Source organism: Nonomuraea sp. NPDC046570, from assembly GCF_040645915.1.
In the GTDB taxonomy this organism is placed as follows: domain Bacteria; phylum Actinomycetota; class Actinomycetes; order Streptosporangiales; family Streptosporangiaceae; genus Nonomuraea.
The window spans coordinates 309,460-333,773 of record NZ_JBEYZF010000007.1 but is presented as its reverse complement, the minus strand read 5'-3'; the positions used below and the strand labels follow the sequence as shown (position 1 = coordinate 333,773).

Genomic DNA, 24,314 nt, shown 5'->3' with positions numbered 1-24,314 from the left:
AGAGGAGGATGACCATCTCCGCCGAGCGTAACTCCGCGCCCACCTCGGACCAGTCGACAGTGGTGAGCCGGACAGGCCCCAAACGCAGCGAGAGCATCCGGCTCGCGGTGCTCAACGCCGCCGATGACCTGCTGGTGGAACGCGGGTTCGACGGTGTGACCATCGAGAGCATCGCCACCCGGGCCGGGGTCGCCAAGCAGACCCTTTACCGCTGGTGGAAATCCAAGGTCGACATCCTCCTGGACACTCTGATCGGCGACGCTCAGGACGGCCTGGCCTGGCACCTGGGCACCGCCACCGCCGAGGGAGAGCTGAAACTGCAGTTGCGGCGCATCAGCGGCTTCCTCCAGGAACCGGCGGGCCAGGTCCTGCAGGCGCTCCTCGGCCACGCCCAGACCAACCAGAGCACCGCCCAGGCGCTGCGAGAGGGATTCCTCCGTGAGCAGCAGGAGCGAGACCTGGCAGGACTGCGCACCGTGCTAGAGCGCCACACCGGCCGCCCGGTGGATAGACAGACCACCGATGTCCTGCTGAACGTCCTGCTCGGCCCGATCTACTACCAGGCGCTCGTCGTTGGCCGCCCGCCCGATCCGGAACTCCTGGACACCACAGCGCGGCTCGTGCTCGACATGGCGACCAAGACGACCCACGGCTGACTTCGGAATGTCAGACGGCGCAGAGGGGAAGGTTACCGTATGTGATGGCCGTTCCCAAGAGCCTGATGTCGTGATGAAGGGGGCAGGGGTTCGAATCCCTCACCTCCACCTGAAGTTGGCGGGATCCCGTCTGATCACCGAGATCAGGCGGGATCTTGTCGCTTCGGGGGTCTCCGGGCCTGGTTTGGCTGGGCTCGGCTGCTGTCATGTGGTCTCGGCAGCGCCTGTCTCCGGACCCGGCTGGTGGGAGCTAGGACTGGGGGATTCCGGTGTATGCGGGGGCGAAGAACACCAACGCCACCAGGTCCTCGGTGATGTCGTGGAACCGGTGCTCCTCGCGGGCCGGGACGAAGAGCGTGGTGCCGGGGCCGACCTCAATGGTGCGGCCGCCTGAGGTGAAGGAGCCGCGCCCGCTCGTCACAACGTAGATCTCGTCTTCGTTGTGCGGTGACTGCCCGTCCACCGAGCCGGCCGGGAGGGAATACGTCCCGAAGCTGAGCGCGGGCACCTGCAGGTGCTCCGCGTAGTGGGCGGATCCGTCCGCCGCGGGTTCGAACCGGCCGCTGTCGATGATCTCCATGGCCCGCGATCATTTCATGGCGGAACCTTCTGTACGCCTGCGGGTCGAGGAGCGTGGTGTGTTCAGGCGGGTACTTCTGGGCGCCCATCTCCTCGGAGCGGGCTCTGAGCGGTGCCGGATGTGCGGTCTCGCCCCGGTGAGTGCGGTGCCCGGTCATCAGCGGTTCACGACGGCTGTGCCGCAACCTTGGCTCACGATGGCGAGTCGATATGCCGCGGCACACCTTCGATTCCGGTTATTTCCCCTTCGCCGCAGGAGTATGGTCGGCACGCATCAATAATGCGATTTGCGGTTTAAATCCTGATAGGCCCTTCGGGATTTGAAGCGCGGTCTCCGCAACGGTGGACTTTCCGGAACATGGCGGTGAGCGCCAAAAACCCAAGCGGACAAGAGAGAACTCGTCACAGAGCGAACTGTGTCACTGCTGGTCGCGCGCGGATCGTGACCATGTCGCCTGACGAGCCTGGCCGCCGCCACGTCCGCACCGACCCAAGCAGCCGAAACGGCCCGCCCGGAAGAACCGGTGGGCCGTCATGAGCGATGCGGGCCAGGTGTTCCACACGCGCCGCGCCGCTTCGCGCCGAGGCGGCAACATTCAGAGGCCAGCGTATTTCCCGTCCCCCGTCCCGTACTCAGTATATGTCTCTATTTTGGAAATTTTCGCGAGTTTCCCATTTGCTGTCGCGTGCAATTCATGTATGTTCCTGTCGTCTTTCAAGCGAGGAGTGATGTGACGGTGGGCGAAGAGAAGGCTGTGAATGTCGGTCCGTCGGGTATCGAGGTGGCATACGAGCGCTTCGGTGACCCCCAAGCGCCGCCCGTTCTGCTGATCATGGGTATGGCCGTGCAGATGCTCGGCTGGCCGGAGGGGTTCTGCGCCGAGTTGGTCGCGAATGGCGTGCAGGCGATCCGCTTCGACAACCGCGACATCGGCCTGTCGTCGCACTTCCCCGACGCACCGACGCCCGACGTGCAGGCGGCGCTGGCCGGAGACTGGTCCTCGGCGTCCTACACCCTGTCCGACATGGCGGCCGACGCGGTAGGGCTGCTCGACGTGCTCGGGCTGGACAGCGCCCACATCGTCGGCCTCTCGATGGGCGGTGCGATAGCGCAGACGATGGCGATCGAGCATCCCGGCCGGGTCCGGTCGTTGACGTCGATGATGTCCACCACGGGTGACCTCGCCGTAGGCCAGGCGAAGCCCGAGGCGCTGCGTACGCTGGCGGGGCCGCCGCCCGTGAGCCGCCAGGACGTGATCGACCAGATGGTGAGGGCCGTCCGGGCGCTCGGGTCACCTGAGTTCGAGACCGACGAGGCCGCGGCCGCCGATCGTGCCGGGCGCTCCTACGACCGGGCGCATGATCCGCTCGGTATCGCCCGTCAGGCGGTGGCGTCCCTCGCCTCGGGGGACAGGACGGAGCGGCTTCGGTCGCTGGACGTGCCCACCCTGGTGATCCATGGGGCCGACGACCCGATGTGCGACGTCAGCGGTGGGCGGGCCACCGCGGCTGCCGTCCCTGGGGCTGAATTGGTGGTGTTCGACGGCATGGGCCACGACTTGCCGCGCGCCCTGTGGCCGGAGATCACCTCGCTGATCACGAACCTCGTCCAGCGCGTCGAGGCGGTTCGGCTGACCACCGAATCAGCGCACCGGTGAACCGGTCTGATGCTGCGACTATCCAACGGAAATTCGTGAGGAGGCCAGCGACTGCTGCACGGAGGTGATCAGCTTGTCGCTGGCATCCAGCGCCGCATGCTTGCCTGTCGTCGGGTCGGTGTTGGCGCTCTGGGCGAGGACCACGCCGAGCACCAGGCGCGTTTTACCGCCCACTCGGGCCTTGGCGGCCCACATCAGGTTGCCGCCCGCCGCCGTGCCTGACCCGGTCTCGATGCCGATCACGCCAGGCTTGTCCAGCAGGGTGTTGGTGTTGGGGATCACGCGCGAATCGCCTGGCACCGTCGTCTGGGTCGTGGCGACGATCTGGCGGAACACCTTGTTCTTCATCGCCTGCCGGGCCAGCGTCAACTGGTCGGTCGCCGTACTCACGGTGGAGTCCTCGTTGCCGCTGGCTCCGGTGTAGACGGTGTCGGCCATGCCGAGGTCGGCGGCGGCGGCGTTCATCTTCCTCACGAACGCCTCCTCTGATCCGGCGTCCCATCGGGCGAGCAGCCGGGCGACGTTGTTGCCGGAGGGGACCATCATCAGGTCCAGCAACTCGCGCTGCGACAGCCTCTGTCCCGCTCGGACGGGCGCGGTGGACTCCCGCTGCGACAGTGACTCCCGTGCGGCGGCCGCGTCGACCTCGATGAGCGGGCCCGGCGCTCCGGGCTGGAGCGGATGACTGTTCAGGATCACGTAGGCCGTCATGACTTTGGTGACGCTGGCGATGGGCACCGGTTCCATCGTGCCGCTCGTGCCGAGGCTGCCCAGACCGGCCACTTCGATGGCGGCCTGTCCTTCGCTGGGCCACGGCAGTGACAGGTTGATGACCGGTCGGGGTGGTGCGGGCCGGTCGGCACCGCGGGCTGAGCCGAGGCAACCGGACACGCAGGCGACGGCTACGACGGCGACCACGGCGGCGACGCGGGCTCGCAGTGGTGCGCGGGGGAGGTCACGGCGGGCGAAGCGCATGGGAATGGCACCTCCACAGGTGGTCCGTCACGCCAGGAACGGCGCATGTCAGCCACCATGGGCTGTACGGATGTCCGCTCTGTGGAGGTGGCGCATCGGCCGCCGCTTGGCTGTGTATCGCGCCTGTATCACTCCGGCGGGGTGAGCCGCGCCGCCGCCACCCACGCCTGTGCGCGCTCACCGGTCGGGCCGGAATCGAGTGGTGCGCGGGCGGAACGGTGGACTAGCCTGCCCGTGATATTGGTCACTCCCCGGAGGTACTCATGCAGCAGAGCAAGGTCACGGCCACCGGTTCGACGCGAGAGCGCCGCAGCAGCTAAACAGCGGGCAGGCGCTCCTCGCCTCGAAGCGGTCTCCGACTTCATGACCGTTTCTTTCACTGAGGAGCTCTGTTTTGCGTGCCCTCAAGTCCGCCCGTCTAGGCGCGGACTTCTCCAAGCTGTGGACCGCCTCGGCGGTGTCCAACGTCGGCGACGGCATCACCATGGTGGCGGGACCCCTGCTCGTCGCCTCCCTCACCAGTGAGCCGGCGCTCGTCGCCGGAGCCGCCTTCACCCAGCAACTGCCCTGGCTGATCATCGCCCTGATCAGTGGCGTCTACGTGGACCGGCTCGACCGCCGCCGCCTCGTCGTCGTCGTCAACGTGCTGCGCGGTCTGGCCCTGGCCGTCCTGGCCGTCGCGGTCGCCACCTCGACCGCCTCCGTACCGCTCATCTACCTCGTGTTCTTCCTGCTCGGTGCCGGTGAGACCGTCGCCGACACGGCTTTCTCCGCGATGGTGCCCGCCACCGTCGCACCCGGGCAACTGACCTCGGCCAACTCCCGGATGGTGGCCACGAGCATCCTGGGCAACCAGATCCTGGCCAAACCGCTGGGCGGCTGGCTGTTCGCCGTCGGCGCGGCTCTCCCGTTCGCGGCCGACGCCCTGACCTTCCTCGTCGCGGCGGCGCTGACCTCGGCCGTCCGCATCACCCCGGCCAAGCCGCCGGCGGGCGGCAGCGTACGGGAGGACGTCGCGGCCGGGATCCGCTGGCTGTGGCGGCACCGGCTGCTGCGCACGCTCGCGGTGAGCATGGGCGTGGCCAACGTCGCCTTCTGCGCCGCGTTCGCGATCTTCGCGCTCTACGCGCGGCAGCGGTTGGGGCTGACCGAGGTCGGGTACGGCATGCTGCTCACCACGTTTGGCGTCGGCGGGCTGGCGGGCAGCTTTCTCGCCCCGCGACTGGGGAAACGATTCGGGGCCAGGGCGCTGCTGCGCGGTGGGCTGATCGTCGAGATCATCACGCACGCCGTACTCGCGGCCACGACGGAGCCGCTGGTCGCGGCGGCGATCCTCATCGTCTTCGGCGTGCACAGCGTGAACTGGGGGATCATCGTGGCCACCCAGTTCCAGACGGCGGTGCCGGACGAGCTCCGGGGGCGGGTCGGCAGCGTCTACGCGCTCACTCAAGTGAGCGGCGCCGCGGCCGGATCGCTGCTCGGCGGTCTGATCGCGCAAGCCGCGTCGATCAACACGCCGTTCTGGGTGGCCGCCGCCGCCATGACCGTCGTCGCCGTGGCCGCCTGGCGGCCGCTCCGCGCCGCCTGAGTCCGGGGGAGACGATGATCGCTCTTCCCGCTGAGCCGACCTCGACACACCACCGGCGGATCTCGTCACGCTCTCCTACGTGTTGGGAGAGATGCCGTCGGCCGCCCAGGAGGCGGTCGTCCGGTGGTCGGCCGAACGCGCCGCGACGGTCGTCGTCGTCGAGCCGGGCACACCGGAGGGATACGCCCGCGTCCTCGCCGCCCGCGACCGGCTGATCGGTCTCGGACTGCGCATCGCGGCGCCCTGTCCGCACGCTGGTCCTTGCCCGGTCACGGCGGGGGACTGGTGTCACTTCTCGGCTCGGCTGCCCCGTACCGGGCTTCACCGCAGGCTCAAGGCGGCGGAGTTGGGCTTCGAGGATGACGACACGGCGCCGCCTACCGGGCCGCTCGAAACACGGCATGGGGTGATCCCTGGCCGTAAGGACGAACACCGCCCGCCTCGGGAACGTCAGGCGACCTTGGAGGAGGGGGCCTTCCAGGTGTTGCAGGCGCCGGGGCGGCCGGCCTTGTAGCCCTGGGTGAACCAGTGGAGGCGGTTGGCGGGCTTGCCGTGCCACTTGAATCTGCTGTATTCGCCAGGGGTCTCGGCGGTGAGGGCGGGCTTCCAGTTCTTGGAGGTGCGGCCCAGGGACTTCATGGAGACGGCGCCCAGGCAGTCGGCCTGGAGGTAGAAGCGGTGGGTCTGCTCGTCCAACTGTGCTTCGTCGGCGTCGTTCGGCATCGCCCACCAGGCCTCGCTGATGCCGGTCTGCCCCTGGATCAGCCCGCTGTACGCCCGGGTGACCTCGACGAGGATGGCCAGGTCGTCCTTGGCCTTGATCCAGTCGGCGGCGAGCTGGATCTGGATGGTCTCGCGGCAGGAGGTGGCGAAGGATCCGGCGATGTCCATGCCGGTGCCGCAGGGGCCGTTCTCGTGCTTGGACTTGATGTCGACGCGGGCGGGGACGAAGTCCTTGACGGTCTTGCTCCACGAGGCGTTCAGGCAGCCGACGACCTTGGTGAGGTACTTCGTGGTCGATGCCTTGGAGGTGCCCTTGGTCAGTTCGCACTTGGCCGCGGGGACCTTGGCGGTCTTGTACAGCGCGTTGTGGGTCAGCTCGGGGGCGCCCTTGACGGGGTAGGCGGAGGCGGTGGCCGTACCGGGGATGAGGAGGATGGAGAGCCTGCGACGGTGGCCAGGCTGCGCATGATCATGAGTGGTGATCATATGGGGGTAGGGCATGTCAATCGCAGGCTTTGGCGACGGACTTCTCCATGTTGGTCACCAGTTGGGTGTAGGAGTCGGGGTTGGTCAGTCGTGAGAGCTGCCTCCTGGCGGTGGCGGCGTGTTCGCGGGCCTGGACGCACTGTCTGACGGCCTGTTCGAGCAGCGCCCAGCGCACCTCGTTGTCCACCGCGTGACTCGCCCGGAGGAACGCGCTCGTGCCGGCGGCGAACTCCTGCTTCTCCTCGAACACCTTGCCCGCCCTGGCCATCAGCGCCCGGCCCGCCGCCAGGTCGTCCAGCCCGTAACGGATCTCGGCCTGCTGCCGTACGGCTGCGGTGTACTCCAGGTAGTTGCGGGCGCGTTTGACGGCCTCGTCCAGCATCTCGCGGCCGAGTGCCGTCTCGCCGGAGCGTGACAGTTCCAGGCCCACGGCGTAGTACTCGGTCGCGTTGACCAGGTCCGGGATCTGCTTGATGAGCTCCCCGGCCTGGCGGGTGAGGATCACCCTGTCGGTGTTGAGCACGCTCGCGACCGTCTGCCAGTTGGCCGGGTACTTGGTCTGGAGCTCGGCGTTCTCGCGCTGCAGCCCGGTGATCCGCTGGATCATGTTGGTCAGCCGGTCGCGCTTGGCGGCGTCGTCCGTCCTGCCCGCGTCGACGCGGGAGAGGAACACGGTCAGCACGGTCAGCGCGAGCGCGCCCACCGACACCAGCGTGGTCGTGTCCCGCCACCACGGCTTGTTCCTGCGGGTCTCGGCCGCCTGGAGGGTGTCGATCTCCCGGCCGCGCACCTCGAGCTCCTCCTCCAGCCTGGCCACCGTCGCGCGCAGCGCGGTCAGCTGGTCTCGGGTGGCGGGGATGGGCGGGGGCGGGGGCAGCCGGGTCTCCCTGAACGACTGAGTGTCTCCAGCGTCCATCTCCATAAACGGATTGAAACCCGCGAAAGCCCTCTCGCCAAGCAAACAGTGATATGCCGGAAGCCGCCCGGTCTGCTGGCCGGGCGGCGGGGGCGGGAGCACGTGGTCAGACGAGCGCGTGGGCGGGGCGGCGAACGGGATCATCAGGTCGGCCAGCACCAGGAACGGCGTCCACACCTTCACCCGGCGCTGTACGGCGAGCTGAACGATCAGAGCGAGCTGGGCGACGAAGAACAGCAGCGGGACCGCGTCGTACACCACGATCGAGACCCCCGGCACGGCCTGGACCCGGTCGAAGTACCCGCTCATCGCGGCGTGGTCGGCGGACAGGAAGCCGACCACGATGTCGATGCCGAACTGGGCGACGAGCGCGACGATCCCAGCCATGCCGAGCGAGGCGCTGACGGTGGCGAAGGCGCCGCCGCCCGCCATCCGGCGCAGCTCCTTGCGGGCGAGGCCCGCTCCCTCCTGAGAGTGAGACGGGCGCTCAGGCCCCGTCCTGCCGGGGGAAGACCACCTCGCGCACGATGAGCAGGATCGCCGCGGCCAGCGGGATGGCCAGCAGCGCGCCGATCACGCCGAGCAGCGCGCCGCCGATGAGCGCGCCGATGATCGTCGCGATCGGCGGCACGTCGACGGAGCTCTTCATCACCCGCGGCGCGATCAGGTAGTTCTCGACCTGCTGGTAGACGACGAAGAACACCACGCACCCGAGACCCACGGCGGGCGAGACGAAGAACCCGACCGCCGAGGCGATGACCGCGCCGATGAACGCCCCCACCATCGGGATGAGATCGGTCAACGCCACGATCAGCGCCAGCGCCAGCGCGTACGGCACGCGCAGCATGGACAGGAAGAAGAACGTGCTCAACCCGGCGATCAGCGAGATGATCAGATTGCCCGCGACGTAGCCGCCGATCCGCTGGACGATCGCGTCCCCGAGAAGCTGGGCCCGCTCGCGCCGGGTACGGGGGATCAGCCGGTAGCCGGTCTGCCGCATGGACCGCATCGAGCCGAGGAAGTACAGCGTCAGCACCAGCACGGTGAGCGCGTTGAAGATCGCGCCGATGACGACCTGGCCGAGGCCGAGGATGCCGCCGAACATCTGCGAGCCGAACGCGCCGCTGCCGACGTACTGCACCAGGCGCTCCAGGAGCTGGTAGCGCTGGTCGAGGTCGCGGACGGTGGGGTTGTTCTGGAGCTGCTGGACGTAGGCGGGGATGCGCTGGACGAACTCGGCGGTCTGCTCGGTGAGCGGCGGGACCAGGGCGACGCCGGTGCCGACGAAGACCAGGATCACCCCGGCGAACACCGCCGTGATCGCCCAGGGGCGGGACAGGTTGCGGCGCTGCAGGGCCTCCACCGCCGGGTTCAGGCCGAGCGCGAGGAAGAGCGAGACGAGGATGAGCAGCAGCATGGAGCTGGCCGTGGAGATGGCCTGGACCAGCAGCCAGGCGGTGAGCACGCCGAGCGCGCCGACGAACCCGAACACGAACGGGTTGCCGGTCAGCGGACGCCCGGGCCGCCCGAACGGCAGCCGCTCCGACCCCGCCCGATCGTCGTCATCCGGCTGGGCGCCGGACTTCCGCCGGGCGTCGGCGTCCGGCTGGGGGTTGGCGTCGGGCCGGGGGGTGGCGTCGGGCCGGGGGTTTTCTAAGGCGGAGTGGGGGTCGGACACCCGCCCCCACTTCCCGAAATTTCCGGACCTAGGCCTAACTCAGGCTGACGTACTGCCGAGGCCGCAGGGCGTGAGCGCGCAGCGCCGCCAGCGCCGCCGCCTGGCCCGTTGGCGACAGCCGTACCGGGTCGTGGTCGTCCAGGGCGAGCAGGTCGAGCGCTGACAGGCGGTGGACCAGCGCGGTGAGTGTGCGCGTGACGTCCTCCAGACCGGTCACCGGATGCCAGCCCTCGCCGCCGATCACCTGTGACACCCTGACCGACAGCGCCTGCACGCGCAGGGTGTCGCCGTCGGCCAGCAGCATCAGCGCGGCCTCCCGCGCCGACGCCTCGAACTCGTGCTCGCCCCGCGCCAGCAGCAGCGAGGTGACCGACTCCCAGAGCAGCTCACGCGAGCCGAACAGCCGCCGCCCGGCATCGGTGAGCAGCAGCCGGCTGCCGTCCCGATAGAGCGCTCCCAGTTCGTGCTCGGCCAGTTCGCGCCGGGCGATCGCCTCCGGCGAGGGTGGCAGCCGCAGGGGCACGCCGCCCTCGGAGGCGGCCAGCGCGAGCAGGCCCTGCAGGGCGGGCAGCGGGCGGGCGGGGACGGGCGCGTGCAGCCGTACCTCGAAGGGCTGGGCCAGTTCGCGCCGCGCGGGGCCGCGGCCGAGCACCCAGCGGTTGAGGCGCTCGCCGTGCACGCGGTGCAGCCAGCTGTCGCCGCCCAGCTCGGTGCGCGGCTCGGTGAGCCAGCGCCGGGTCAGTGCCACGGGGTCGGGCGGCGAGCCGGAGACGATGGCCAGTTCCAGGGCCGCGGAGCAGGCGACGTGCGCGCCCAGCTCCTCAGGGCCCATGATCATACTCCAGCGCAGGTCGGGGACGTCGGGTGGGAGGACGCCGGTGGCTTCGAGCGCCTCCTGGTAGGCGGCGCCGCCCGCGTCCTCGCCGTCGCGGGCGTAGGTGCGCAGGATCTGGCTGGTGGTGGGGGAGACGCAGAACGCGGCGTATCGTTCCATTCCGCCGAGCTGGAGCAGGCGCCCGAGGGCCTTCGCCAGCCGGAGGTGGTCGCCCTGAACCTTGACCGGCAGGGTGTACCAGAGGAATTCGCACACGTCGAGCTGAGTGACCGTTTCCAGCGGCTCGCCGCCGGTCAGCCACTCCACGGCGGTTCTGGCCTCGTCGGCGAGGCCAGGATCGGAGCGCTCCAGTTCGATCAGGAGCGCGGCCACGTCCGGTGCAGGCATGCCCCGAAGTCTGCCGTATGGACCCCAGCCCTGACGATGACCGAAACCTGTGCGTATTGGGTCTTGCACGGTGCCTACCCTACGAATGCGCAGCTAAGCGGCGTGTGATCGGGATGTTCAGATCCAGCGCCTGTCCAGGAGCATGCGCGCCTTCCAGTCCACATAGGGGATCACCTCGCCCGCCAGGACGGGGTACAGCCAGCCGAAGTTGATGAGCGCGAGCAGCGCGAACGCGCCGGTGACGGCCGCGCCGACCATCCGGCGCTGGGGGGTGGCATGGGCGGGTCCGATGATCAGCCCGGCCATCAGGGTGATCGCCAGCACCATGAACGGCACCATGGGGATCGCGTAGAACAGGAACATGGTCCGGTTGTCGGCGATGGCCCAGTAGAACCAGGGCAGCCAGCCCACGGCGTAGGCCAGCAGGACGGCGCCGGCTCGCCAGTCGCGGGAGGAGACGTACCAGGCGATCAGCGCGATCAGGGCGACCGCCGCGCCGTACCAGATGACCGGGGTGCCGACGCCCAGCACCGCCTGCGAGCAGTCCCGGACGCCGGGCCCGCAGACGTTCTGGTGGCCCTCGTAGTGGAAGGCGACCGGCCGCAGCAGCAGCGGCCACTCCCACGGCTCGGACTGGTAGGGGTGGGTGCTGGTCAGGCCGCTGTGGAAGCGCAGGACCTGCAGGTGGTAGTCGAACCAGGAGGCCGCCGACTCGGTGACGAAGCGCAGCGGGCCGTCGGCGGTGGCCTGGGCCCAGTTGCGGCCGTAGCCGTACGCGCTGGCGAACCAGCCGGTCCAGCTCGCCACATAGGTCAGCATGGGCGCGACGGCGAGCGCCAGCATCCCCTTGGGCAGGTCCCTGTTCATCATGCCGAGGTACGGCGACCGCATCCCCACGGCCTTGCGCGCGCCCGCGTCCCACAGCAGCGACATGACCGCGAACGCGATCAGGAAGAAGATGCCCGACCACTTGACCGCGCAGGCCGCCCCGAGGCAGACCCCGGCGGCGATCCGCCATGGCCGCAGGCCAAGCGAGGGGCCCTGCTCGGTCAGCGGCGAGGTCTCGTACCAGTCGACCAGCCGGCTCCTGGCCTTGTCCCGGTCGACGACCAGGCAGGCGAAGCCGGCCAGCACCCAGAACATCAGGAAGACGTCCAGCAGCGAGGTGCGCGAGAGCACGAACGCCAGGCCGTCGAGCGCGAGCAGCAGGCCGGCGAAGCAGCCCAGGATGGTCGAGCGGGTCATCCGCCTGGCGAGCCTGGCGATGACCAGGATGGACAGCGTGCCGAAGAGGGCGGAGGCGAAGCGCCAGCCGAACGGGGTCATGCCGAACAGCCACTCGCCGGCCGCGATCATCCACTTGCCGAGCGGCGGGTGCACGACGTAGGAGGCGCACTTGTCGAGCGCGTCGGCGGCGCACGACTGCCAGACGCCGGTCTTGCCGCCGAGCAGCAGCTTGTCCGCGTCCTTGATCGTGGTCCGCTCGACTCCCCAGGTCAGCAGGGAGAAGGCGTCCTTGGCGTAGTAGGTCTCGTCGAAGATGACGGCCTTGGGTGAGCCGAGGTTCCAGAAACGCAGCACCGCGCCGAACGCGGCCACCAGCAGCGGGCCGACCCATCCCCACAGGACACTGCCCGGCATGGGGGGCACCAGCCGGTCGCGGACGGATCGTGCCGTCGGCACCGGAGGCTCGCCCTCCTGCTGCTCGTGGAAGGCCTTGTACGGGAAATCGGTCACGGCCATCCGGACATCGTACGGGCCCCATGCGGGTGCTTACCTGAAAAACACGGCCTATTTAGGGTGCCCGGTCAAGAGGGAGGACAATGGCCGGGTGACAGAACAGGGCAGGTTGGTGCTGGCGGGCGCGCCCATCGGGCAGGCGGGCGACGTCTCGCCTCGGTTGCGCGCGGCGCTGGAGAGCGCCGATGTGGTCGCCGCCGAGGATACCCGGCGCCTGCGCAGGCTGGCGAACGATATCGGCGCCGAGATCGGCGGGCGGGTGGTCTCCTATTACGACCAGAACGAGGCGGCCCGTGCCGTGGAGCTGCTGGAGGCGTTGAAGGACGGCCGCACGGTGCTGATCATCACCGACGCGGGCATGCCGGGCGTCTCCGACCCGGGCTACCGCCTGACCCATCTGGCCGTGGAGGCGGGCGTCACGGTGACCGCGTTGCCGGGGCCGAGCGCGGTCACCACCGCGCTGGCCGTGTCGGGGCTGCCGAGCGACCGCTTCTGCTTCGAGGGCTTCCCGCCCCGCAAGCCGGGCGACCGCGCCAGGCGGCTGGGCGCGCTGGCCGTCGAAGAGCGCACGATGGTCTTCTTCGAGGCGCCGCACCGGCTGGCCACCGCGCTGGCGGCGATGGCCGACGCCTTCGGCGCGGACCGGCCCGCCGCCGTCTGCCGCGAGCTGACCAAGACCTACGAGGAGGTACGCCGCGGCGGTCTCGGCGAGCTGGCCGAGTGGGCGGCCAAGGGCGTGAAGGGCGAGATCACCGTCGTGGTCGCCGGGCACGTGGCCGAGGCGGGCGAGCCCGACCTGGACGAACTGGTCGCCGAGGTGGACCGCCGGGCGGCGGACGGTGAGCCGCGCAAGGCGGCCATCGTGGAGGTGGCCAAGGCGGCCGGCATACCCAAGCGTGACCTCTACGACGCGGTTCACAGAAGAACGCCCACCCCATAAAGTGCGCTCGTGAACAAATCGGGGGTTTCCGGCTTGGTTCCTCCCATGCCGGACGACAGGCTGTGGGGGTGGCTCGGCCCCCTGCTGGTCACGGCATTCGCGGCGTTCCTGCGTTTCTTCCGGCTCGGCGAGCCCCACGCGGTCGTCTTCGACGAAACGTTCTACATCAAGGACGCCTTCTCGCTGCTCACCCACGGCGTGGAGCGCCAGACGCTCGGCGACACCGACAACCCCATCGCCGACCGGATGCTGATAGCCGGCGACCTCGACTTCTGGAAGACGACCTGCCCGCCCGGCGACGACTGCGCCTCCTATGTCGCCCACCCGCCGCTGGGCAAGTGGATGATCGCGGGCGGCGAGTGGCTGTTCGGGATGAACCCGTTCGGCTGGCGCTTCGCCGCCGCCCTGGTGGGCGTGCTGTCGGTGCTGATCCTGGCCAGGGTGGCCCGCCGGATGACCCGCTCGACGCTGCTCGGCTGCCTGGCCGGGCTGCTGCTCGCGCTGGACGGGCTGCACTTCGTGCTGTCGCGCACCTCGCTGCTGGACATCTTCCTGATGTTCTGGGTGCTGGCCGGCTTCGCCTGCCTGGTCGTCGACCGGGACAGGGCCAGGGAACGGCTCGTCGACTGGTACCAGACCTCCTCCGTGTCCGGCTTCGGGCCGTGGCTCGGCGTGCGGCCGTGGCGGATCGCCGCCGGGGTGTGCCTCGGGGCGGCGGTCGCGGTCAAGTGGTCGGGGGTGTTCTTCCTGGCCGCGTTCGCGCTCATGTCCCTGATGTGGGACCTGGGGGCGAGGCGGGCGCTCGGGGTGCGGCAGCCGTTCCGGGGGACGTGGGTGCGGGATCTGCCCGCCGCGCTCGGTGCGCTGGCGGCGGCGCCGGTGGCCGTGTACCTGGTGAGCTGGGCGGGCTGGTTCGCCACGCCGCTCGGCTGGGGGCGCGGCTGGGCGCAGGCCACCTCCGCGGGGCCGGTCTTCTTCGTCGTGGACTCGCTGCGGTCGTGGGTCAACTACCAGAAACAGGTCCTCGGCTTCCATGTCGGCCTGGCCTCGCCGCATCCCTACCAGTCCGAGCCGTGGGAGTGGCCGCTGCTGCAGCGGCCGGTCTCCTTCCACTACGTCAAGGACCTGCCCGCGTCCGCCTGCGGGGCCCCGGAGTGCTCGCAGGCCGTGCTCGGGGTCGGCACGCCCGTGCTCTGGTACGCCGCGGCGCTCGCACTGCTCGGCACCATCGCCTGGTACGTCGCCACCCGGGACTGGCGGGCCGGGGCGGTACTGCTCGCCTACGGGGTGGGGTGGCTGCCCTGGTTCTACTTCGCGCTGGCCGACAACCGCACGATGTACCTGTTCTACATGATCCCCGTGGTGCCGTTCATGGTGCTGGCGGTGGTGCTGATGGCCGGGCTGATCCTGGGCCGGCAGGACGCGCCCCCGGTCCGGCGGGCCGTGGGCGCGGCCGTGGTGGGGGCGCTGACGCTGATCGTGCTGATCAACTTCTGGTGGCTGTCACCGGTGCTGAGCGCCGAGACGATCACGCACGCACAGTGGTGGGCTCGGATGCTGATGAGGAGGTGGGTGTGATCCCGCCCCGCCTGATTCCGTGCCTGAGCGCGATCCCGGCCGCCATGCACGCCAGCGGTACGGCGGGCAGCAGGTAGCGGTAGTCGAACTCGGCCGTCGCCGCGGGCGCCAGGATCAGCCCCACCGCGCCCAGCCACGGCAGGACCACCGGGCCGCCGAGCTTGCGCCAGCGCACGGCGACGCCGTACAGGCCGATCAGCAGGATGCCGCCGAGCATGATGCCGCGCAGGTAGAAGACGTTCTGGTAGGCGCTCATGATGTCGGCCCACGGGTGCACGATGCGGGTCTCGGCCGGACCCTGCTCGTAGGCGAAGGCGTCGGTGTCGGCGCGGCCCTCCAGCGTCGGCCACCTGGGCAGGCGCTTGATCTGGCCGTTCTCGTCCAGGTCGTAGTAGGGCTTGAACTCGTACAGGTCGTAGGTCCTGGCGTCGGGGAAGACCGGCCGGTCCCAGTGGAAGGCGCGGAGGAAGTCGCGCGCCACCACGCCCAGGTAGTCGCCCGGCTGGGAGATGATCGCCCGCTTGGCGAACTGGCTGGCCGTGGTGTTCTTGAACTCGTCGAACTTCTTGCCGCCCCAGGTGTGCAGCGTCTCGCCCCGGCCCTCGCCCCAGAGGAACCACTGGGAGTAGTTCTCCCGCTTCTCGACGGGGTCGGTGATGCACATCAGCGCCAGGTCGAGCTCCTTGCGCGGGTCGATCTTCATCTTGGCGCAGTCGGCGAAGACGGACACCCGCATGTACAGGATCAGGCCGTCACTGTTCGTCATCGCAAAGTTACCAAAATTCGTGGCAAACCATGCCATATAAGACAGCACTGGGATCGCGCACGCCGTCACCACGGCTGCGATCGGCTTCCAGCCGGTGCGCTTGACCAGCAGGTAAACCACGACCAGCGCCAGGATGGGCAGGCCGATCGAGCGGGTCAGCGCGGTGAGCGCGAGCAGCAGGCCGACGACGATGCCCAGCTTCCACGACATCCGCCGGTTCCACAGCACGATCGTGATGACGCCCACGACCAGCAGGGTGAACATCGCGTCCGACATCACCAGCTGCTCAAGCTGGATCTGGTAGGCGTCGAACAGGACCGGCGCGGCGGCCAGCGTGGCCCCCCAGGCGGGCAGCCCGAACTTCCTGCGCAGCAGCACGTAGACCAGCACGGCCGTGGTCAGGCCCATCAGGTGCTGGGTGAACACCACCAGGGTAAAACTGTGGAAGGGCTTGAGCAGCGTCAGCCAGAAGCTGTAACCGTCCGGCCTGATCGCGTGCGGCCTGGGATGCAACGCCACCGAGACGTACTCGTAGGAGTCGTTGAACCACATCGCCGGGCCGTACCCCAGCATGGTGATGACCCGCAGCAACGCGCCCACGGCGAAGGCGGCGGCGAACACGCGATGTCGACGCAGAGAACCCACGACCCGAGCTTTCACGCCAGGGGAGGTGCCGTCCACCTTGGTCATCTCCGCAACGCTCACCATGTTCTAAAGAATGCCAGCCGTTTGGGGGACTTGACCCGACCAGTCCGGGGCACAGGGCATGATGGTTGGCTGGAAGTGTCGTGACCGAAGGGTTGAGACGTGGAACTGACGGTGGTCATGCCCTGCCTCAACGAGGCAGAGACCGTGGAAGTCTGTGTACGCAAGGCTGTGGCGTGCATGGAGGAGCACGGCATCGAGGGCGAGGTCCTGATCGCCGACAACGGCAGCACGGACGGCTCCCAGCAGCTCGCCCGTGACGCCGGCGCCCGTGTGGTGCACGTCGACGCGAAGGGCTACGGCAACGCGCTGATGGGCGGCATCAGGGCCGCGCGCGGCAAGTACATCATCATGGGCGACGCCGACGACTCCTACGACTTCACCGCGCTGCTGCCGTTCGTCGAGCAGCTCCGCGACGGGGCCGAGCTGGTCATGGGCAACCGCTTCAAGGGCGGGATCGCGCCCGGCGCCATGCCGCCGCTGCACCGTTACCTGGGCAACCCGGTGCTCTCCTTCATCGGCCGCCTGTTCTTCCCGAGCGCGATCGGCGACTTCCACTGCGGCCTGCGCGGCTTCAGGCGGGACTCGATCCTGCGCCTCGGCCTGCAGACCGGCGGCATGGAGTTCGCCAGCGAGATGGTGGTCCGCTCGACACTGTCCGGCCTGGACGTGCGCGAGGTGCCGACCACGCTGTCGCCCGATGGCCGGTCCCGCCCGCCGCACCTGCGCTCCTGGCGCGACGGCTGGCGCCATCTGCGCTTCCTGATGCTCTACAGCCCGCGCTGGCTGTTCTTCATCCCCGGCATCGTGCTGATGGTGCTCGGCCTCGTCGTCGGCACCGCGCTGACGTTCGGCCCGGTGGAGATCGGCGAGCTGGCCTTCGACGTGGACACCCTGGTGGGCGCCTCGGCGGCGGTCGTGCTGGGCTTCCAGGCCGTGCTGTTCGCCCTGTTCACCAAGGTGTACGCGGCCGAGGAGGGCTTCCTGCCGGAGTCGCCACGCATCCGCAGGCTCATCGACATCTTCACCCTGGAGAAGGGCCTGGTCGTCGGCGGCCTGCTGGCCCTGGCCGGTCTGGTCGGCCTGGTCATGTCGCTGGTCCACTGGCAAGTGCGCAGCTTCGGCGAGCTTGACCCGCGCGAGTCGCTGCGTATCGTCGTGCCCTCCGCGACCGCGCTCATCATGAGCTTCCAGACCATCTTCGCGGCGCTGTTCATCAGCATCCTGGGCATCCGCCGTACCAAGGAGACGCCGGTCGACGTGGCGGCCAAGGCGGCGGAGGAGGCGGCCGAGGCGGTCAGCCGCGAGGAGACGAACGCCTGATACGGCCGAAGGCACCGCTGACCGGCCGATAGGATTCCGGGCATGGCGAACACATCCGGGGAGTCGGCCTTCTACGTCTCGACGCCGATCTACTACGTCAACGACGCTCCCCATCTCGGCCACGCCTACACGACCGTCGCGGGTGACGTGCTCACGCGCTGGCACCGTCAGCGCGGCGAGCGGGTGTGGTATCTCACCGGCACCGACGAGCACGGCCAGAAGATCATGCGTACCGCCGAGGCGCACGGCGTCTCGCCGCAGGAGTGGTGCGACAAGCTCGTCGAGGAGTCGTGGAAGCCGCTCTGGCGGCACCTGGAGATCGCCAACGACGACTTCATCCGCACCACCGAGAAGCGCCACACCGAGCGGGTCCAGGAGTTCGTCCAGGACCTCTACGACAAGGGCGAGATCTACAAGGGCGGCTACGAGGGCCCCTACTGCGTGGGCTGCGAGGAGTTCAAGACCCCCGGCGAGCTGCTCGACGGCGAGGACGGCGCGAAACTGTGCCCGATCCACAAGCGCCCCGTCGAGTGGCTGCAGGAGGACAACTACTTCTTCAAACTCTCCGAGTACGGCCAGCGCCTGCTCGACTTCTACGACGAGCACCCCGACTTCATCCAGCCCGCCTCCGCGCGCAACGAGGTCCTCCAGTTCGTCCGCCAGGGCCTGCAGGACCTGTCGATCTCCCGCTCCACCTTCGACTGGGGCATCCCGATCCCGTGGGACGACAAGCACGTCATCTACGTGTGGGTCGACGCCCTGCTCAACTACGCCACCGCCGTGGGCTACGGCGCCGACCAGGCCAAGTTCGACGGCACCTGGCCCGCCAACGTCCACCTCGTCGGCAAGGACATCCTGCGCTTCCACGCGGTCATCTGGCCGGCCATGCTCATGGCCAACGGCCTGCCGCTGCCCGGCCGGATCTTCGCCAACGGCTGGCTGATGGTCGGCGGCGAGAAGATGAGCAAGTCCAACCTGACCGGCATCTCGCCGCAGCAGCTCACCGAGCACTTCGGCGTCGACGCCTACCGCTACTACTTCCTGCGGGCGATCCCGTTCGGGCAGGACGGCTCCTTCTCCTGGGAGGACTTCTCCGCCCGCTACACCTCGGAGCTGGCCAACGACTTCGGCAACCTGGCCTCCCGGGTGGCGGCCATGGTCGGCAAGTACTTCGACGGCGCCCTGCCCGAGGCGGCGACCACCGAGCAGGCCATCGCGGACGCGCTGGCCGACACCGTGGCCAGGGCCGACAAGGCGATCGGCGACGACCTCGACTTCGCGGGCGGCCTGGCCGCCGTCTTCGACTTCGTGAAGCTGGTCAATGGCTACCTCAGCGAGCAGGAGCCGTGGAAGGTCGCCAAGGACACCTCGCCCGAGGGTCAGGCGAAGCTGGCGACCATCCTCTACACCGCCGCCGAGTCGCTGCGCGCCGTCGCGGTGCTGCTCAACCCGGTCATGCCGGCCACCAGCGAGAAGCTGTGGGCCTCGCTCGGCGCCGAGGAGCACCTGGGCGCGCTGTCCGACCAGCGGATCGCGGAGGCGAGCTCCTGGGGCCGCCTCCCGGCCGGTGCGCGTATCGTGAAGGGCGACAACCTCTTCCCGCGCCTGGAGAGCTAGTAGTTCGGCAGGGAGACGGCCTCGGCCGTCTTCCGTACCGACCTGGCGATCATCCCCTTGCCGGGCATGTAGGGCATGAGCTTGTACTGCTGGTTGACGAACCAGCTCATGAACCGGTTCTCCGGCACCATCCACTTGCTCACGCCCTCGCCCGACTTCTGGCAGCCGCGCGCGTACTCCCACATCCGCTCCTCGTAGCGGGGGAAGGCGATCCGGTGGTCGCCGCCGGCCGCCTTCAGCTCCCCGGCCAGCACGTACGCGCCGACCACGGCCAGTCCGGTGCCCATGCCGGACAGCGGTGAGGCGCAGTACGCGGCGTCGCCGACCAGCGCCACCCGGCCGCGCGACCAGCGGTCCATGCGCACCTGGCCGACCGAGTCGAAGTAGAAGTCGGACGCCTCCCACATCCGCTCCAGCAGCCGCGGCGTCTCCCAGCCGATCCCGGCGTACGCCTCGGCGAGGATCTTCCGCTGCCCCTCGGTGTCGTGCCGGTCGTAGGACACGGCCGGAGACGGGAAGTAGAACATCGCCTTCGCCTCGCTGTTGCCCCGCGCGCTGTAGACCGACACGATCTTGCCGGGCGTGGAGTAGATCCGCCCGCTGTGGTCGAGGCCGAGGTGGTTGTCGGTGGTGAAGATCGCGCAGTGCAGGCCGAGCCCGGTCACGTACTCCGACTCCGGGCCGAAGGTGAGCGCTCTGACGTTGGAGTGCAGCCCGTCGGCGCCGAGCACCAGATCGAAGCGGCGCGGCGCGGCCCGCTCGAAGGTGACCCGGATCCCCTGGTCGTCCTCGGCCAGGGCGGCGATCGAGTCGTCGAAGAGATACTCGGTCCGGGACTTCGTCGCCCGGTACAGGATGGCGGCCAGGTCGCCGCGGAGGATCTCGACGTCGCCCGCGAACAGGTCGGCGGGCATGCTGGAGAGCTTCTTCCCGGCCTCGTTGACGTACGACGTCGCGCCCATGTTGGTCCTGGCCCGCTGGATCTCCTCCAGCAGGCCCATCCGGCGCAGCACGGTCAGGTGGGCGTCGCCGCGGAAGTCGACGGCGTAGCCGCCGTCGCGCAGGGCCGGAGCCCGTTCGACGATCGTGGTGGCGTAGCCGTACCGGTTCAGCCAGTACGCCAGGGCGGGACCGGCGACGCTCGCGCCGGAGATCAGAATGTTCATGACGCAGAGCCTGGCGGGATGCCCTCACCGCGGGCTCACCACAGCCTCACCGTCATGATGGGCGAGCGGCTGATCACCTCCTCGGACAGGCCGGCCAGGCGTAGCACCTCCTCGTACGAGAGCCGCTCGCCTTCGTCGTGGGCGGCGGCGTAGGCGGACTCGCCCAGGGCGGCGCGGACGGCCGCGCCGACCTCGCTCGCCAGCGTGAGGCCGCGCAGCACGGCCGCCCCGCCGAGCAGCTTCGCCGCGGCGGCGAGCGTACCCCGGGCCAGCTCGATCCCGGCCAGCGCCTCGATCGCCCCGGCCGCCTCCGGCAGCGCGCCGGTGTTCACGGCGGCCTCGGCCGCCCGCAGGTGCAGTTCCCCGGCGGTCACCAGGTCGCCTTCCGCCTCGGCGATCAGGCCCAGCCCGATCAGCGCGCGGCACCTGCTGCCCACGCTGCGCACCCACTGCGGGTCGAACCGATCGAGCGCCTGCTCGTACAGGCGGCGGGCCCCGGCCAGGTCGCCGTGGAGCCGCGCGACGTCGCCGCGCCCGCGCAGCGCGGCGGCCAGGCAGGTGGCCGAGCCGGAGCGGCGGGCCGCCGCCTCGGCCTGCTCGTAGTCGGCGCACGCGCCGTCGAGGTCGTCGCCGAGCCGGTGGTCGCCCCGGTTGCAGAGCAGGTCGGACAGGTCCTCCAGCGCGCCAAGCCGCCCGGTCAGCTCCAGCGCCTCGTCGATCAGCACCCGGGCCTCGGCGCCGTCGCCGCGCATGCCCGCCAGCCAGGACAGCGCGTCCAGGGCCAGCGCGGCGCCCCAGCCGTCACCGAGCGCCCTGAAGCCCTCCAGGGCGAGAGTGAACTCGTGCTCGGCCGCGCCGAAGTCACCGGTGGCCAGGTTCGGGTAGCCCCACACGGCGTGCACGATCGCCCGCTCCCACGGGTCGGCGCTCTCCCGGCCACGCTCGATGATGGCCAGTGCCAGGCGGGGGTCGGCGTCTCCGGCGGTGACCATCGGCCAGAGGATGGTGACCAGCGGATGGCGCCGCGGCCGGTCCGGCGCCTGCGCCATCGCCTCGGCGGCGGCGCGGTGGCGACTCCAGGCCGCCGGGTCGCTCGCCGCGGCGAGCGCGCAGAGCACATAGTCGTCGCCCAACGCCGGGTCGGGGTCGGCGCCGAGCAGGTCGAGCAGGACGATCGCGTGGCCGGTGGCCGAGGCGCGCACGCCGCGCACCCACAGGTAGGACGAGAGCGCGGCCACCAGCCGCACGCCCTGCGCCGCCCGGCCGCTCTCGGCGGACCAGCGCAGCGCGCCCATGAGGTCGTCGTGCACGGCGGCCAGGGTCTCCAGCCAGTCGAGCTGCCCGGCCCGGCGCAGGTGCGGGTCCGCGCGCTCGGCCAGGTCGAGGAAGTGGCGGGCGTGCGCCTGCCGTACGGCCTGCTCCTCGCCCGCCTCGGCGAGCTGTTCGGCGCAGAAGGCGTGGATCGTCTGCAGCATCCGGTAGCGCCCGCCCGACGCCTCCAGCAGGGACTTGTCGGCCAGCGAGTCGAGCAACTCGTCGGGGTCGGGCAGGCCGCAGACCGCGCCCGCGTCGCCCGCGCTCACCGCGCCGCTGAACACGGTGAGCCGCCTGGCCATCACCCGCTCGGGTTCGGTCAGCAGATCCCAGCTCCAGGCCACGACCGCGCGCAGCGTCTGGTGCCTGGCCTGCGCCGTACGGCTGCCGCGGGACAGCAGCCGGAAGCGGTCGTCCAGCCGGTCGGCCAGCTCGGCCACCTCGTGGGTGCGCGTCCGCGCCGCGGCCAGCTCGATCGCCAGCGGCAGCCCGTCGAGCGCCACGCAGACCCGCCGCACGGCACCCTCGGCCGCGCCGAAGCCCGGCCGTACGGCGGCGGCGCGGTCGGTGAACAGGCGGGCCGCCGCCTCGGGCGTGAGCGAGCTGACCGGCCACAGGTGCTCGCCGGTGATGCCCAGCGGCTCCCTGCTGGTGGCCAGCACGCGCAGGCCGGGGCAGCTCGCGAGCAGCCGCTCGGCCAGGGCGGCGACCGGGCCGACCAGGTGCTCGCAGTTGTCGAGGACGAGCAGCAGGGAGCGTTCGGCGAGGGCCGCGACCAGCCGGTCGGCCGGGGTGGTGCCGCCCGCCGGGGCCAGCAGCCCGCTCTCGCGCAGGCCGAGCGCGCCGAGCAGCGCCTGCGGCAGCTCGGCGCCGGCGCGGAGCGCGGCGAGTTCGGCGAAACAGGTGTCCTGGCCGCCCGCCGCGACCTCGATCGACAGCCGGGTCTTGCCCGCGCCGCCGGGGCCGAGCAGGGTGATCAGCCGGGCTTCGGCGAGCAGCGCGCGCACCCCGGCCACGTCGTCCTCCCGGCCGACGAAGCTGGTGAGCTGGGCGGGCGGGGCGACCGGGCCCGGCGTCCGCTCGCCGCGCAGCAGCGCCCGGTGGATCGCGGCCAGCTCCGCGGACGGGTCGGCGCCGAGCTCGTCGGCCAGCAGCCGCCTGGTCTGCTCGTACAGCACCAGCGCCTCGGCCTGCCTGCCCTCGGCGTGCAGGGCGCGCATCAGCAGGCCGCGCAGCCGCTCGCGCAGCGCGTGACGGCCGACCGCCTCGCTGAGCTCCGCGGTGATGCCGGTGTGGCCGCGGCGCAGGTCGGCCTCGAAGCGGTCCTCCAGGGCGGCCAGCCCGCGCTCCTCCAGGCGGACCGCGTCCGGGCCGCCCGCGTCGGCCATCGCGGGGCCGCGCCACAGCGCCAGCGCCTGCCGCAGCAGGTCGGCGGCGAGCGCCGGGTCGTCGCCGTCGAGCGCCGCGCGGCCCTCGTCGGCCAGCCGGAGGAAGCGGTGGGCGTCGACGTCGGCGGGGTCGACGGTGAGGCGGTATCCGGCGGGGAGCAGCTCGATCGTCGCCTCGGGCCGGAGCGCGGCGCGCAGCCTGGACACCTGGGACTGCAGGGCGTGGGCGGCGTCGCCGGGCGGGTGCTCGCCGTACAGGCCGTCGATCAGGCCGCTCGCCGGGACCACCTCGCCCGCGCGGGCCAGTAACAGTGCCAGCAGCGCGCGCCGGGCGGGGCCGCCGAGCGGTACGTCGCGGCCGTCCGCGCGGGTCGCGCGGGTCGTGCCCAGGATGGCGAAGCGCATGCCCTCGATTCTCCCCGGTACCGTTGGTGCGTGAGTAAGCTTCCCGCCGCGCCAGAACCGCTGTCCGCCGAGGTGTTCGACAGCCACTGTCACCTCGACATCATGGTCGGGAACCGGCAGGCGTCCTCCGGCGACCCGGTCGCCCAGGCCGCGCAGGCCGCCGCCGCGTCGGTCGAGTCCATCCTGGGCGAGGCCAGGGCGGTCGGCGTGACCCGGCTGCTCACGGTCGGCTACGACCTGCCCTCCTCGCACTGGAACGCCGACGCGGCCAGGGTGCACGACGGGATCTACGCGGGCGTCGCCATCCATCCCAACGAGTCGCACGCCGCCACCCCCGAGGTGCTCGCCGAGATCGAGGAGCTGGCCGGGGAGAGCAATGTCAGGGCGGTCGGCGAGACCGGCCTCGACTACTACCGTGACTGGGCGACCAAGGACGACCAGCACGCGAGCTTCGCGGCGCACATCGAGATCGCCAAGCGCACCGGCAAGGCGCTGGTCATCCATGACCGCGACGCCCACGACGACGTGCTGAAGACGCTGGCCGCGCAGGGCGCGCCCGACGTGGTGGTCTTCCACAGCTTCTCCGGCGACGCCGAGATGGCCAAGAAGTGCGTCGAGGCCGGCTACTACATGTCCTTCTCCGGCCCGGTCACCTACAAGAACGCCGGCTACCTGCGGGAGGCCGCCCGGGTCGCGCCCCTGGAGCTCGTCCTCGTCGAGACCGACGCGCCCTACCTACCGCCGGTGCCGTACCGGGGGATGCCCAACGCGCCTTACCTGATCCCGCTGATCGTGCGCTGCCTGGCCGAGGTCAAGGACGTCCACCCCGACGAGCTGTGCGCGGCCGTCAGCGCCAACGGCGAGGCCGCGTTCGGCGCGTGGTGAGCCATC

Annotated in this window: 19 protein-coding genes; 9 read left to right on the top strand and 10 right to left on the bottom strand. The window is 70.4% G+C overall.

Going from position 1 to position 24,314, the window contains the following annotated elements:
- Positions 1-8 precede the first annotated feature (8 nt).
- Entirely contained in the window at positions 9-656 is a 648-nt protein-coding gene (locus ABZ911_RS15115) for a TetR/AcrR family transcriptional regulator (protein WP_358055330.1), read from the top strand.
- A gap of 250 nt (positions 657-906) precedes the next feature.
- On the opposite strand, the gene ABZ911_RS15110 is transcribed toward ABZ911_RS15115, so the two are convergent.
- Positions 907-1,236, bottom strand: a complete 330-nt coding sequence (locus ABZ911_RS15110; protein ID WP_358055328.1) for a cupin domain-containing protein — start codon at positions 1,234-1,236, stop codon at positions 907-909.
- 754 nt (positions 1,237-1,990) lie between these two features.
- Here ABZ911_RS15110 and ABZ911_RS15105 point away from each other — a divergent pair.
- Positions 1,991-2,893, top strand: a complete 903-nt coding sequence (locus ABZ911_RS15105; protein WP_358055325.1) for an alpha/beta hydrolase — start codon at positions 1,991-1,993, stop codon at positions 2,891-2,893.
- A gap of 18 nt (positions 2,894-2,911) precedes the next feature.
- Here ABZ911_RS15105 and ABZ911_RS15100 read toward each other — a convergent pair whose 3' ends face one another.
- On the bottom strand, positions 2,912-3,868 hold the full coding sequence (locus tag ABZ911_RS15100) for a hypothetical protein (protein ID WP_358055323.1): 957 nt from the start codon (positions 3,866-3,868) through the stop codon (positions 2,912-2,914).
- 394 nt (positions 3,869-4,262) lie between these two features.
- Between ABZ911_RS15100 and ABZ911_RS15095 the strand changes: the two genes are divergently transcribed.
- Together ABZ911_RS15095 and ABZ911_RS15090 are read left to right on the top strand one after the other, a co-directional pair.
- A complete protein-coding gene (locus ABZ911_RS15095) occupies positions 4,263-5,456 on the top strand; it encodes an MFS transporter (protein ID WP_358055322.1) in 1,194 nt (397 codons plus the stop codon).
- A gap of 79 nt (positions 5,457-5,535) precedes the next feature.
- Complete coding sequence (locus ABZ911_RS15090) at positions 5,536-5,970, top strand: small ribosomal subunit Rsm22 family protein (protein ID WP_358055321.1); 435 nt, start codon at positions 5,536-5,538, stop codon at positions 5,968-5,970.
- Here the strand turns inward: ABZ911_RS15090 and ABZ911_RS15085 are convergent.
- From ABZ911_RS15085 to ABZ911_RS15065, 5 genes are all read right to left on the bottom strand, one after another.
- A complete protein-coding gene (locus ABZ911_RS15085; protein ID WP_358055320.1) occupies positions 5,907-6,665 on the bottom strand; it encodes a hypothetical protein in 759 nt (252 codons plus the stop codon). The two genes, ABZ911_RS15090 and ABZ911_RS15085, sit on opposite strands and share 64 nt — an antisense overlap.
- Before the next feature lie 16 nt (positions 6,666-6,681).
- Positions 6,682-8,013 carry a hypothetical protein gene (locus ABZ911_RS15080; protein ID WP_358055318.1) on the bottom strand — a complete coding sequence of 444 codons (1,332 nt, stop codon included), beginning with the start codon at positions 8,011-8,013 and terminating at the stop codon, positions 6,682-6,684.
- Positions 8,014-8,068: 55 nt separating this feature from the next.
- Positions 8,069-9,259: an AI-2E family transporter gene (locus ABZ911_RS15075; protein ID WP_358055316.1), complete on the bottom strand. Its 1,191-nt coding sequence runs from the start codon at positions 9,257-9,259 to the stop codon at positions 8,069-8,071.
- A gap of 34 nt (positions 9,260-9,293) precedes the next feature.
- The gene (locus ABZ911_RS15070) at positions 9,294-10,481 is read right to left on the bottom strand and encodes a hypothetical protein (RefSeq protein WP_358055314.1); all 1,188 of its coding nucleotides are present in this window, start codon (positions 10,479-10,481) and stop codon (positions 9,294-9,296) included.
- A 117-nt stretch (positions 10,482-10,598) separates the two neighbouring features.
- Positions 10,599-12,224: a phospholipid carrier-dependent glycosyltransferase gene (locus tag ABZ911_RS15065; protein WP_358055312.1), complete on the bottom strand. Its 1,626-nt coding sequence runs from the start codon at positions 12,222-12,224 to the stop codon at positions 10,599-10,601.
- Positions 12,225-12,312: 88 nt separating this feature from the next.
- Between ABZ911_RS15065 and rsmI the strand changes: the two genes are divergently transcribed.
- A complete protein-coding gene (gene rsmI, locus ABZ911_RS15060) occupies positions 12,313-13,161 on the top strand; it encodes a 16S rRNA (cytidine(1402)-2'-O)-methyltransferase (RefSeq protein WP_358055309.1) in 849 nt (282 codons plus the stop codon).
- Between the two features lie 45 nt (positions 13,162-13,206).
- Positions 13,207-14,739, top strand: coding sequence for a phospholipid carrier-dependent glycosyltransferase (locus ABZ911_RS15055; RefSeq protein WP_358055307.1), 1,533 nt, complete (start codon positions 13,207-13,209; stop codon positions 14,737-14,739).
- Here the strand turns inward: ABZ911_RS15055 and ABZ911_RS15050 are convergent.
- On the bottom strand, positions 14,690-16,213 hold the full coding sequence (locus tag ABZ911_RS15050) for a hypothetical protein (protein ID WP_358055304.1): 1,524 nt from the start codon (positions 16,211-16,213) through the stop codon (positions 14,690-14,692). The genes ABZ911_RS15055 and ABZ911_RS15050 overlap by 50 nt on opposite strands.
- Before the next feature lie 99 nt (positions 16,214-16,312).
- On the opposite strand from ABZ911_RS15050, the gene ABZ911_RS15045 reads away from it, so the two are divergent.
- On the top strand, positions 16,313-17,533 hold the full coding sequence (locus tag ABZ911_RS15045; protein WP_358055302.1) for a glycosyltransferase: 1,221 nt from the start codon (positions 16,313-16,315) through the stop codon (positions 17,531-17,533).
- 42 nt (positions 17,534-17,575) lie between these two features.
- Positions 17,576-19,150, top strand: coding sequence for a methionine--tRNA ligase (metG, locus tag ABZ911_RS15040; RefSeq protein ID WP_358055300.1), 1,575 nt, complete (start codon positions 17,576-17,578; stop codon positions 19,148-19,150).
- Here the strand turns inward: metG and ABZ911_RS15035 are convergent.
- Both ABZ911_RS15035 and ABZ911_RS15030 read right to left on the bottom strand, forming a co-directional pair.
- A complete protein-coding gene (locus ABZ911_RS15035) occupies positions 19,147-20,316 on the bottom strand; it encodes an FAD-dependent monooxygenase (RefSeq protein ID WP_358055298.1) in 1,170 nt (389 codons plus the stop codon). The two genes, metG and ABZ911_RS15035, sit on opposite strands and share 4 nt — an antisense overlap.
- 35 nt (positions 20,317-20,351) lie before the next feature.
- Positions 20,352-23,423: a BTAD domain-containing putative transcriptional regulator gene (locus ABZ911_RS15030; RefSeq protein ID WP_358055296.1), complete on the bottom strand. Its 3,072-nt coding sequence runs from the start codon at positions 23,421-23,423 to the stop codon at positions 20,352-20,354.
- 30 nt (positions 23,424-23,453) lie between these two features.
- On the opposite strand from ABZ911_RS15030, the gene ABZ911_RS15025 reads away from it, so the two are divergent.
- Complete coding sequence (locus ABZ911_RS15025; RefSeq protein ID WP_358055294.1) at positions 23,454-24,308, top strand: TatD family hydrolase; 855 nt, start codon at positions 23,454-23,456, stop codon at positions 24,306-24,308.
- The last annotated feature ends 6 nt before the right edge of the window (positions 24,309-24,314 follow it).

Coding starts and splice junctions, on each gene's coding strand:
- metG (WP_358055300.1), top strand. CDS start 17,576: ATGGCGAACACATCCGGGGAGTCGGCCTTCTACGTCTCGACGCCGATC.
- ABZ911_RS15065 (WP_358055312.1), bottom strand. CDS start 12,224: ATGGCCGTGACCGATTTCCCGTACAAGGCCTTCCACGAGCAGCAGGAG.
- ABZ911_RS15070 (WP_358055314.1), bottom strand. CDS start 10,481: ATGCCTGCACCGGACGTGGCCGCGCTCCTGATCGAACTGGAGCGCTCC.
- ABZ911_RS15055 (WP_358055307.1), top strand. CDS start 13,207: ATGCCGGACGACAGGCTGTGGGGGTGGCTCGGCCCCCTGCTGGTCACG.
- ABZ911_RS15085 (WP_358055320.1), bottom strand. CDS start 6,665: ATGATCACCACTCATGATCATGCGCAGCCTGGCCACCGTCGCAGGCTC.
- ABZ911_RS15115 (WP_358055330.1), top strand. CDS start 9: ATGACCATCTCCGCCGAGCGTAACTCCGCGCCCACCTCGGACCAGTCG.
- ABZ911_RS15100 (WP_358055323.1), bottom strand. CDS start 3,868: ATGCGCTTCGCCCGCCGTGACCTCCCCCGCGCACCACTGCGAGCCCGC.
- ABZ911_RS15030 (WP_358055296.1), bottom strand. CDS start 23,423: ATGCGCTTCGCCATCCTGGGCACGACCCGCGCGACCCGCGCGGACGGC.
- ABZ911_RS15080 (WP_358055318.1), bottom strand. CDS start 8,013: ATGGCGGGCGGCGGCGCCTTCGCCACCGTCAGCGCCTCGCTCGGCATG.
- ABZ911_RS15110 (WP_358055328.1), bottom strand. CDS start 1,236: ATGGAGATCATCGACAGCGGCCGGTTCGAACCCGCGGCGGACGGATCC.
- ABZ911_RS15050 (WP_358055304.1), bottom strand. CDS start 16,213: ATGGTGAGCGTTGCGGAGATGACCAAGGTGGACGGCACCTCCCCTGGC.
- ABZ911_RS15035 (WP_358055298.1), bottom strand. CDS start 20,316: ATGAACATTCTGATCTCCGGCGCGAGCGTCGCCGGTCCCGCCCTGGCG.